The sequence below is a fragment of the Bacillus sp. RHFS10 genome (assembly GCF_016757475.1).
Taxonomy (GTDB): domain Bacteria; phylum Bacillota; class Bacilli; order Bacillales; family Bacillaceae; genus Bacillus; species Bacillus subtilis_G.
The window spans coordinates 1,094,489-1,107,290 of sequence record NZ_JAESPO010000001.1 but is presented as its reverse complement, the minus strand read 5'-3'; the positions used below and the strand labels follow the sequence as shown (position 1 = coordinate 1,107,290).

Genomic DNA, 12,802 nt, shown 5'->3' with positions numbered 1-12,802 from the left:
GAGAGGAGTGGGAAAATGATAACTGAACAACTGCACATTTCATTAAATAATCCTATCATGTCCAACCACAAGGTATACGGACAAGCATTATTACCCGGCCTTGCTTATATAGATTTGATCTACCAAGTATTCCAAGAACATGGTTACGCATATCAAGAGCTTGAATTAAAAAACCTGACTATTTTTTACCCTTTGATCGCAGACGAATTGTATGACATTGCTCTCACAATTCACGTGTCTGAAAGCAAGAAAGGGACATGGTCCATCATCATCGACGGACAAAAACAGCGTGGTGAGTCGCTTTCGGACAAAAGACAATATGTGACGGCTGACATGCATCGTAAAGAGCGGACTTCTTTTGAAGATTCAATAGACCATAATCAGTGGAAACGTACAGCTGAAAGGATTTTGAATTTAGATGAACTGTATGAACAATGCCGCTCTCAAGAATTAGTGCATACCGGCATGATGAAGGCGGAAGGGAAGATTTATAAAACCAAAGAGGGTGCTTTGATTGATCTGTCTGTCGGACAGGAAGCGCTGGGCCATTCTGAAGCTTTTCTGTTTCATCCGACTCTCATTGATGGCAGCGGTATAGGTTCAAGCTGCCTTCTCTCAGATCAAACGATGTATCTGCCACTGTGTTATGAATCTTTTTCAGCTTCAGAACGATTGCAAAAAGGGTGTACAGCACGGATCCTCTCTTCGTCTGTGCGCCAGAAGAACGAACTCACTTATATGACGATTGAATATTTTAATTCCTCCGGACAAAAAGTGGCCGAGCTGAAACAGTTTGCAGGCAAGTCTGTACGTGATGCGGCAGTCCTTCATTCTGGAAAAGAAATTCATGCTGTCTCTCAGAATCCTGATCGGGACTATACGGCAATTGAAACGTATTTGCGTCAATTGCTTGCTCAACAGCTTGAAAGGCCGGCAGAACAAATGGATATCCACGCCGGATACTATGAGCTTGGGCTGGATTCACCATCCTTGCTAAAAGTGGTTCAGGAGATAGGGGATGAGATCGGAGCGGATCTTTCGCCAACGCTGCTGTTTGAATATACGACGATTGCAGAACTAGCTGTGTATCTTGCTGATCATTATTCAATGGGAGAGGCGGACGATACAGTTCGCCAGTCTCCTAAACCAATGCAGGATTCTTCAGACGCCGCTCCCTCTTTACCAGAGATCGGCGGGGATATTGCCATTATCGGAATGGCAGGCCGTTACCCTAAGGCAAAAAACATACAGGAATTTTGGGAAAATCTTAAGGCGGGTACCGACTGCATCACGGAGATCCCAAACTCGCGCTGGGAATGGAAGGATAACAATGGTCTGGATTCACCTTCGGGTAAGCCATTGTCAAAATGGGGCGGGTTTATCGAGGATGCTGATTGTTTTGATCCTCAATTTTTCAGGATTTCACCCCGTGAAGCGGAAACGATGGACCCTCAGGAACGCTTATTTTTAGAGACGTGCTGGGAAGCCATTGAAGATGCGGGGTATACACCAGAAACCATTGCTTCACCTCAGGGAGAAAATAAAAGACAGCATGTCGGCGTGTTTGCAGGTGTTATGCATAAGGACTACTCCCTTATAGGAGCGGAGGCTCTATCAGAACATCATCCATTTCCTTTATCGTTGAATTATGCGCAAATTGCCAATAGGGTCTCTTACTATTGTAATTTCCACGGTCCAAGCATGGCGGTCGATACGGTCTGCTCTTCTTCATTAACTGCTGTTCATCTGGCAATTGAGAGCATCCGGAATGGAGAATGTGAGGCCGCGCTTGCCGGAGGCGTCAATTTGTCACTGCATCCGGCTAAATATATCAGCTACGGCAGTGTCGGGATGCACTCAAGTGACGGCTATTGCCATACATTCGGAAAAGGCGGGGACGGCTACGTATCGGGAGAAGGTGTCGGAACAGTATTGTTAAAGCCGCTCCAAAAAGCTGAACAGGACGGTGACCGGATCTATGCTGTCATCAAAGGCAGTACCATTAATCATGTGGGAAAAGTAAGCGGAATTACAGTACCGAGCCCGGTAGCTCAGGCTGATGTTATCGAAGCGTGCTTAGAGAAAACAGGAATTGATCCGCGCACCATTAGCTATATTGAAGCCCATGGCACTGGCACCTCATTAGGAGATCCGATTGAAATACAAGGATTGGTGAAGGCTTTCCGCCGAAATACGCAGGAGAAGCAATTCTGTTCAATTGGTTCTGTGAAATCAAATATTGGCCATGCTGAGTCTGCAGCCGGCATCAGCGGTTTAACGAAGACTGTCCTGCAGCTTCACCATAAAACACTGGTGCCGTCACTACACTCAGAAGAGCTGAATCCTTATTTGCAGCTGGATGAAACCCCGTTTTTTGTCCAGCATGATACAAAGGAATGGCAGCAGCCTTCTTTTACAGAAAACGGATTGGACGTCACATATCCCCGCCGCGCCGGTTTAAGTTCGTTTGGCGCTTCAGGATCAAATGCTCATCTTATTTTGGAGGAATATATTCCGACAGAGAGCCGTTCAGAGCCGATTTTAACGAAAAATGAAGAAATGATTATTCCTCTGTCCGCGAGAAACAAAGACCGTCTGCACGCTTACGCTCTTAAACTCCTTGATTTTCTGAGCGAAGACGTCAATCTTGTAGCGTTAGCTTATACATTACAGACAGGCCGGGTGGAAATGGAGGAGCGGGCAGCCTTTATCGTGAAGGACATAAAGGATTTATCTGCTAAACTTCAGGCGTTTGCAAATGGTGAAATAGAGATCGACGGCTGCTGGTCTGGGCAAACCAAGGAGGATCAGGAGGCCGCCGGACCAACATCAACAAACAGCGAATTGAAGAAAATAGCTGAATCATGGGTTCAAGGAAAACGGGTGATCTGGAACGAGCTATATGGCGATCGCAAACCGCTTAAAATCAGTGTTCCGACCTATCCGTTTGCAAAGGAGCGCTACTGGATACCAGCTCCTGAAACAAAAACCAGCATAGTAGATCATACCTTACATCCGCTGGTGCACCGCAATACGTCAGACTTTACTGAGCAGCGCTTCAGCTCTGTTTTTACAGGTCAAGAATTTTTCCTATCTGATCATGTTGTGCAGGGACAGAAAATCCTGCCGGGCGTTGCCTGCCTAGAAATGGCAAGGGAAGCGGCGGAAAAAGCTGCGGGCGACCTGGAAGGTGAACAAAGAGTTGTGTCGCTTAAAGACATCGTCTGGATCCGCCCGATCACGATAGGAAGTGAACCAAAAGAAATACATATTGGCCTTTATCCTGAGGATAACGGGGACATTTCCTTTGACATTTACAGCAGCTCTGAAATGAAAGAAGAAACCCCGATGATACACAGTCAAGGCCGTGCAGTCATTTCAGCTGAAGCGGACACTCCTGTTTTAGATCTTGCATCCATACAGACAGAATGCAGTCTGGATACAGTGACGTCAGAACAATGCTATACGGCGTTTCGAAAGATTGGGCTTGACTACGGCGAGGGCTATCAAGGGATTGAAAAAGTACTTGTCGGACATGATCAATTGCTTGCAAAAATCTCGTTACCCGCTTTTCTAAAAGACGGCAAGCAGCATTTTACGCTCCACCCGAGTTTGATGGATTCCGCCTTCCATGCCACAGTCGGTTTTATCGTCAGCTCAGTCAATGCTGACGCACAGGCCCGCCAGCTGTCTCTCCCGTTTGCTTTGCAGGGGATGGATGTTTTCAGCCCGTGTCCTGAGGAGATATGGTCTTATATTCGTAATAGTTCAGACAGTAAAGCGGGCGACAAAGTCAGAAAGTATGATATTGATTTATGCGATAAGAACGGGAACGTTTGTGTACGAATGAAGGGTGCCTCGATGCGGGCACTTGATGGAGAACAGCAGACCATGCCTCAAGCAGCCGATTCTCCGCTGACAGGGCATAAGATGATGATCCCTGTCTGGGAACCGGTTTCTCCAAATGGTGAGGACAATGCTTTGTTTGTTGCTACGCGTGCTGTTTTATGCGGTGGTACTGAAGATGAACGGATGTTAATAAAGCAGCATCATCCGCAGGTTTCCTTTATCGATATCCCGTCAGCAGATGACATTTCTGCAATAGCGGACAAGCTGCAAGCATGCGGAGGCATTGACCATGTATTGTGGATGGCCCCGTCACACCCGGACAATATCGTTAGTGAAGGGCAAGAAGAGGCCGTTCTTAAGGCATTTAAGCTTGTGAAGGCATGTCTTCAATTAGGCTATGGTGAGAAGAAGCTGGAGTGGTCTTTTGTGACCGTCCAAGCGCAGTCAGTTACTCCATCTGAGAAAGTTCACCCCGCTCATGCAAGCATTCATGGACTCGCGGGCACTATCGCTAAGGAATATCCGCATTGGAAAATCCGTCTTCTTGATCTTGAAGAAGGCTGCACATGGCCGGTACATCAAATGTTTACGCTTCCTGCTGACCGTCTCGGACACACTTGGGCCTATCGGAATCAGCAATGGCATCAGCAGCAATTGATCCAATATCGGTACTCACCGTCAAATGACACGCTTTACCGAATAGGCGGAGTATATGTGGTCATCGGAGGCGCTGGGTACATCGGGGAGGCATGGAGTGAGTTCATGATCCGCCGCTATCAGGCGCAAATCGTTTGGATTGGACGCAGTCAAATCAATGATGCCATCCAGGCGAAAATAGACCGTCTCTCAGCGCTTGGCCCTGAGCCTTACTATATTGCAGCCGATGCTGCGGATATGCATTCATTGCAGCAGGCTTATGATCAAGTGAAAAAGCGTCATCCTGAAATTCACGGGATCGTTCACTCTGCAATGGTTTTATCTGAACAAAGTCTGGATAATATGACGATGGAAGAATTTACTGCCGGACTGGCGGCGAAGGTGGATGCCAGTGTTCGTACTGCCCAAGTGTTCCAACAGGAGCATTTAGATTTTGTTCTGTTTTTCTCTTCGCTTGTGGCACATATCAAAAACGTAAAGCAAAGCCATTATGCCTCTGGCTGCGCATTTGCAGATGCTTTTGCTCACCAACTTTCTCATACATGGGCTTGCCCTGTAAAAGTCATGAACTGGGGATATTGGGGGAACAGTGAAGCGGCCGAGGATGAACAGTATGTACAGCTTATGAATCAAATTGGCTTAGGCTTAATTGAGCCTGCGGAAGGTATGAAGGCTTTAGAAGCACTGCTTTCTGGACCAGTCAGCCAAACGGCATTTATTCATACGACAAAACCTGTAGCAGTCGAAGGCGTGAATCAGAAAGAATTCATCACCCTTTATCCTGAGCACCCTTCGGCAGACGTTGAAAGCCTGAAGGGGCGCCTGCCGAAAACAGGACGATTTCAAAGAGTGACACACGAAGAGCTGGACGATCTTCTTTACAGACTTTTGTTAGGCCAGCTGCAAACGGCTGGGCTGTTTGATGGTCATAGATTATCGATTGAACGCCTTCAACAATACAAGACTCGTGAATTTTATGAAAAGTGGCTTCGGCAAAGCAGTGAATTCCTTCTGCAGCATGGTTATCTTAAGAAAGATGGAGATTCATTGGTAAGGAAGGATCCAGCAGAGGATATCGCGCTGATTTGGCAAGAATGGAATGCGAAAAAAGAAAAATGGCTCAAAGACAGCAATACAAAAGCAATGGTTGTTTTAGCAGAAACCATGCTGAAAGGATTACCGGATATTTTGACAGGGAAAGTGCCTGCCACAGATATGATGTTTCCTCAGTCCTCAATGGAATTAGTAGAAGGCATCTATAAGCATAACAAAGTGGCAGACTATTTTAATAAATTGCTTGCCGATACGTTAATAGCTTATCTGGATGAACGGCTGAAGCACGATCCGCAGGCATCCATCCGCATTATAGAAATAGGGGCAGGCACAGGCGGCACGAGCGCCGGAATCTTTCAAAAACTGAAAGCCTATCAAAACCATATCAAAGAATACTGTTATACAGACCTGTCCAAAGCATTTTTGTTGCATGCTGAAAAGGAATATGGGGCGGAAAATCCGTACCTGACGTATCAGCTTTTTGATGTAGAAAAACCGATTGACCAGCAGGAAATCGAGGCTGGCGGCTATGATGTCGTCATTGCAGCCAATGTCCTTCACGCGACAAAGAATATCCGTCAAACGCTGCGGCATACAAAAGCAGTGATGAAAAACAACGGAATGCTGCTGCTGAATGAAATGGCGGGAAACAGCCTGTTCCCTCACATCACCTTTGGTCTCTTGGAAGGCTGGTGGCTGTATGAAGATCCTGCAGTACGGATTCCCGGCTGCCCAGGCTTATATCCTAGCAGCTGGAAAGCGGCACTTGAAAGCGAAGGCTTTGAATCTGTCTTCTTCCCGGCCGAAGCGGCCCATGATCTCAGTCACCAGATCGTCGCTGGCTCAAGCAACGGGCTGGTACGCCGTTTGATGGAAACTGTGATCTCGCCAGAGAAGGATGTTTCATTAGCGTCTAATAAGGAGCCAGCTAATACACAAAACATAGATTCGGAGAAAACAGGACAATCAAATCATGCTCACCTCAGAGAAAAAAGCACAGAATATATGAAAAAACTAATCGGGGAAACATTGAAAATTCCTGCTAGCAAGATTGAGTCATCTGAACCGCTTGAAAAGTACGGGATTGATTCTATCGTCGTTGTCCAGCTGACGAATACCTTGCGTAAAGAATTTGACCATGTAAGCAGCACTTTATTTTTCGAGTACCAAACGATTGACGCGTTAGTTGAGCATTTCATCCAAACAAAAACAGAAGCGCTGATGAAACTGACAGGTCTTGACCGTCAAGTTCACCCACAGACACCGGCCGCAAGCATGAATAAGTCTTCAAAAAAATCTGGGCAGGCCGCTAAAGGAATGCGGCGCTATCGCAAGCTTGGCTTCAGCAGGGAGAAAGAAACGCCAACACACGCTCCTGCCAGCCGTGACGTTGCCATTATCGGCATTTCCGGCCGTTTTCCTCAGGCGGAGACAGCTGAAGACTTTTGGAATAACCTAAAAGAAGGTAGAAATTGTATTGAGGAAATTCCGAAAGAACGCTGGGATTGGAAAGCCTATTACGATAAAGAAAAAGGAAAAGAAGGGTCGATTTATACGAAATGGGGCGGCTTTATCAAAGATATGGACAAATTTGATCCATTATTTTTTCAGATTTCTCCGCTTGAAGCAGAAAGAATGGACCCTCAGGAGCGATTATTTCTGCAAACCGCTTATGCAAGTATAGAAGATGCGGGATACACGCCTGACACGCTCTCTACAAGCAGAAAAATCGGCGTCTTTGCCGGAGTCATGAACAAAAATTATCCGACCGGCTACGGCTATTGGTCTATCGCAAACAGAATATCGTATTTGCTGAATTTCCAAGGGCCAAGCCTTGCAGTCGATACAGCCTGCTCATCCTCTCTGACAGCGATTCATCTAGCGCTGGAAAGCATTTATAGCGGATCGAGTGATTGCGCCATTGCCGGCGGTGTCAATCTAGTTGTTGACCCGGTTCATTATCAGAACCTATCTGTCATGAATATGCTCTCTGCAAGTGATACATGTAAATCTTTCGGGGATGACGCAGATGGATTTGTCGACGGTGAAGGCGTAGGCGCCATTGTGTTAAAGCCGTTGCAACATGCAATAGCAGACGGAGACCATATTTACGGTGTGATAAAGGCAAGTGCGATTAACAGCGGAGGAAAAACAAATGGATATACGGTTCCAAATCCTCATGCACAGGCACAGCTGATTAAAGAAGCGATTGAGCGCGCCAATATTCCTGCCCGAACTATCAGTTATCTGGAGGCGCATGGAACAGGCACCGCATTAGGTGATCCGATTGAGATAGCGGGATTAACAAAAGCATTTGAGGAAGATACGCTGGAGAAACAGTTTTGCGCGATCGGCTCCAGTAAATCAAATATCGGTCATTGTGAAAGTGCAGCTGGAATTGCAGGACTGACAAAAATACTTTTTCAGTTTAAATACGGTCAAATTGCGCCGTCATTGCATTCTCAGCGATTGAATCCAAATATTGAATTCAGCCATACTCCATTTGTCGTTCAGCAGCATCTTGGTGAATGGAAGCGCCCGGTGATTGACGGACAGGAGGTGCCGAGACGCGCCGGATTGAGCAGTTTTGGCGCTGGAGGGTCCAATGCTCATATGATCCTTGAAGAGTATATTTCGCAAACAGAAGCGCAAACGCCTGAAGCTTTTCCTCCTGCGCTGATTGTGCTGTCAGCGAAAAACAGGGAAAGGCTGCAAGAGAGAGCGGAACAGCTGCTCACAGCCATTCAAGAAAAAAGGTACTGTAAAACAGATCTGATCAGGATCGCCTATACCTTGCAAACGGGTCGTGAAGCAATGGAGGAACGGCTGGGCTTTATAGCGGAATCATTAGAGGATCTTGAGAGAAAGCTGAGCGATTTTATCGAAAATAAAGCAGACAGCCTGTACCTGGATCGCATCGATGAGAACAAAAAAGCATTAGCGGTCTTATCGGCAGATGAAGATACAGAAAAAATCATAGAGGCATGGATGAGCAAAGGGAAATACACGAAACTGCTGGATCTTTGGGTGAAAGGCTTGTATTTTGACTGGGATAAGCTGTATGGAACAAATACGCCTGTCCGGATCAGTCTTCCCGCATATCCATTTGCAAGAGAACGTTATTGGGCACCAGATCAGGCAAAGGCCCCAGCGTCTAAAGAACAGCAAACAGAAGAGCATTTTGAGGTTATGACTTTTCAAGAGGTGTGGAAAGAAGAACCGGCAACTATCACATCGAAACGCTTCAAAACGCTCATCTGTTTTCTGACGGATAGAGAAAAGCAAAACGCCTTCGCTTCATCTGTAAATAACGTTGATCAAGACACCAAGGTCATTTTTATTTCGCAGGGTGAGGTGTACAGCAAACAGTCTCAATACAGCTATCAGATTGTGAGGCAAGAACCTGTCACTTTTGAAAAAGCCTTCCAGAGCATTCAGGAGGAACATGGAGAGCCAGATGCAATTCTCTATATGTGGCCCGCGGAAGATGAGAGCTATATAAAGGACCATTCATGCATTGTCTATTTATTACAAGGGATGTCCGCAGCAAAGCTCCATCCTTCACGGCTGCTGCTGGCGGGACGTTTTGAAAATGGTCTTGACCGGAGCTATCTGGAATCATGGATTGGCTTCGAACGCTCACTCGGGCTTGTTTTTCCACATACAAAAGTGACTGGAATCTTTCAGCCGGCAGATCAAGAATCGATGGATGATTGGGCACGTAAAATATGGACGGAATTACAGGCCTTAACTGAACAAACCGTTTTGTATCAAAATGGGAAACGATGTGTATGTCACATTAAACAGACCACCATACAACCGAACGACAGCAAATTGAAGTCTGGCGGCACTTACCTGATGACAGGCGGTTTAGGAGGGCTCGGTTATTTATTCGCCAAGCATTTGGCTAAAAACTATGCCGCAAACCTTATTTTGACAGGGCGGTCGCCTTTCAATGACGAGAAGCAAAAGCAAATAAAAGAATTAAAGGATCTAGGCGGCGAAGCCATGTATGCAGAGGCAGATGTTTCTGATCCTATCGCGATGGGAGACTGCGTGAAACGAGGGAAAGACCGATTTGGCGCCATCAACGGCGTTATTCATGCAGCTGGTATCGAGAGCGATTCTGCTATTTTTGATAAAGAGATCGATAGCTTCCAGCGCATCATTGAACCGAAAATCAGCGGTACGATAGCGCTTGATGAATGGCTTAAAAATGAAATCCTTGATTTTGTTTGTTATTTTTCTTCGTCTTCTGCGGTTTTAGGAGATTTTGGCTGTTGTGATTATGCGATCGGGAATCGGTTCCAAATGGCCTATGCACAGTACAGAAATGGGCTTCATAGCGGCAAAACGTATGTCATCAACTGGCCTGTATGGAAAGATGGCGGAATGAAGATCGGTGATGAAGAAACAACCGAATTGTACCTGAAATCAAGCGGCCAGCGCTTCTTAGAAGCCGATGAAGGCATTCGCCTATTCGAACACATCCTGTCTCAGCAGGATGCTCAGCATCTTGTGATAGCCGGTCAGGCCAGCCGGGTCAGCCGCTTTTTAGGAATGACCGAATCAGCTATTCCGGAACCCGCCATTCAAGCCCCAGCTGTACTAGAAAAAAGAGACGAGGTAAAAACGCTAAGCGTTGAAAAACGTTTAGAACACGATCTGAAAGAGCGTATTCACACATTGCTTAAAATCTCAAAGGACAAGCTGGATTTGAACAAAAATTGGGCCGACTTCGGATTTGATTCGATCTATTTGGCTAAATTCTCGACTGTATTATCAAAGCATTTCAACATCGAAGTGACACCGGCTTTATTTTTTGGGTACTCGACTTTACAGGAATTAATCCGTTTCTTCTTAACGGATCACAAAGAGCTGATCGAAGCATTTTACCGGGATGATGCACCTGAGGCACAAAAGAATCCTGAAGATGATGCTCCGGTTCCTGCAGAACTGGATACCAGCAAAAAAAGCGTCCGGCAGGTTCACGCTGAGCCTATCGCCATTATTGGAATGAGCGGCAGATTTCCTCAAGCTGATTCGGTCATGGAGCTGTGGGACAATCTGAAAAACGGGAAAGATTGTATCACTGCCATCCCGAAAGAACGCTTGGACTGGGGTGGAGCTAACGGAGGTCCAGAAAAAGCAGTGCCGAGATGGGGCGCATTTTTGAAGGACATAGACCGATTTGATCCGCTGTTTTTTCAAATATCGCCTAAAGAAGCTGAAAGCATGGACCCGCGCCAGCGCATCTTTCTAGAGGAAGCTTGGCACACATTTGAAGATGCTGGCTATATGGGACATCGAATAAAAGGAAAATCCTGCGGTGTTTACGTAGGTGTGGAAGAAGGAGAATATGCGCATTTAACCGGAGATACAGATTACATTAACGGAACACAAAACGCCACATTATCTGCGCGAATCGCATACGCATTAGATCTAAAAGGACCTAATATGGCATTGACAGCAGCATGTTCATCTGGACTTGTGGCGATTCATCAGGCATGTTCAGCCCTCCGTCAGGGAGATTGTGAAATGGCTTTAGCCGGCGGCGTCAGCCTGAATATTTCTCAAATGTCATTTGAGGCGCTGACAAGAGCCGAAATGCTGTCTCCGAACGGACAATGTAAAGTATTTGACCAAGATGCCAATGGTCTGGTGCCAGGTGAAGCGGTGGCTGCTGTTCTCCTGAAACCATTATCAAAGGCCATTGAAGATAATGATCACATTTATGGCTGCATAAAGGCCAGCGGTGTGAATTACGATGGCAAAACCAATGGCATTACGGCACCAAATCCTTTTAGCCAGACAGAATTGATCGAGAACATTTATGAAAAAAATGAAATCAACCCGCTCAACATTCAATATGTGATGGCGCACAGTACCGGCTCGAATCTTGGTGATCCGCTTGAGGTCCAAGCGTTAACGAGCGTGTTCAGCAAATATACGAAGCAGAAGCAATTCTGCATGATGAGCTCGATTAAACCTTTAATCGGACACACATTTGCAGCGTCAGGGGTGGTTGCTTTAATCAGTATGCTGATGGCAATAAAAAACCAGACGATTCCGGCTACTCATCATTGTAAAGCGGACAATCCGTATATTCAGTTTAAAGAAAGCCCGTTTGTGCTTTGCAAAGAGAACCTTCCATGGATCAGGAAAAATCAGAATCCGAGGATGGGAACCATCAGCACGACAGGTATCAGCGGCACCAATGCCCATGCAGTCATTGAAGAATACATCCCGGATGAGCAGCCGTTCACACAGCGGCATAAAGAGTCAGCTGAATGCCCGCAGGTTATCGTGCTATCGGCCCAAAATGACGATCGGCTTCAGGATGCTGTCAGCCGCATGATAGTGTATCTTGAGCAGAATCAGAACCTATCTTTACCTGATGTTGCATATACACTTCAGGCTGGAAGAAAAGCCATGGAAGCGAGGCTCGCGATTGTTGTAAACAATCAGGAGCAATTGGTGCGAAAATTGAAGGAATATGCGGAAGCAATGAAGAATGGTGAGGTATCAGGCCAACAGGCATCCCTTTATATAGGACATACGGAAGGGGTGTTAGTAGAACAGGATGAAGCATTCCTGCAAGCACTCGCAAAAGAAAGAAATTTGGAAAACATTGCGGAATGTTGGGTGAAAGGATATCAGATCCCGTGGGAACTCCTTCATGAAGGCGATGACGTTCGGATGGTTCCTTTACCTGGCTATCCGTTTGCAAGGGAGCGGTATTGGGTTTCGTCAGGGAATCATCAAACAAAGGCCGCTAAACCGCATATACAAGACATGAAAACAGAGATTGACGAGCCTAATGGCGAAACACACATTCAAAAGATCATTGTTCAATTTTTAGCACGAGAGTTGGGCATATCTGAGGAGCGAATAAGCTTCAAAAGAAACTTTTTGGATTATGGAATGGATTCAATTCTTGGCCGAAAATTGATGCGTCATATCGAAAAAATCACGCAGATGAAGGTGACTGGCCGGGAAATCCTTGAATATCAGACAGTCCAAGATTTATCCGCTCATTTGGCGTTAAAAGCTGAAAAACGCAATCAAAGCGCGGCAGCACATCAAACAAAAACGTATACAGACGAGCAAATCATCGGATTGATGCAAGAGGTGGCGCAAGGAAAACTGGATTTTAAGAGTGTGCAAAACATCATAGAAGGGAGTAAATCGTATGAATCATAAAGAAATTCTCGATGCCTTCAGATCAGGAGAATTAACCATT

1 protein-coding gene is annotated in these 12,802 nt (G+C 46.0%); it reads left to right on the top strand.

The window, feature by feature from the left end:
* Positions 1–15 precede the first annotated feature (15 nt).
* Positions 16–12,762 (top strand): type I polyketide synthase, encoded by a 12,747-nt coding sequence (locus tag JMN17_RS05385; RefSeq protein WP_202327657.1) that lies wholly within the window; start codon positions 16–18, stop codon positions 12,760–12,762.
* Positions 12,763–12,802 lie beyond the last annotated feature (40 nt).

Coding starts and splice junctions, on each gene's coding strand:
- JMN17_RS05385 (WP_202327657.1), top strand. CDS start 16: ATGATAACTGAACAACTGCACATTTCATTAAATAATCCTATCATGTCC.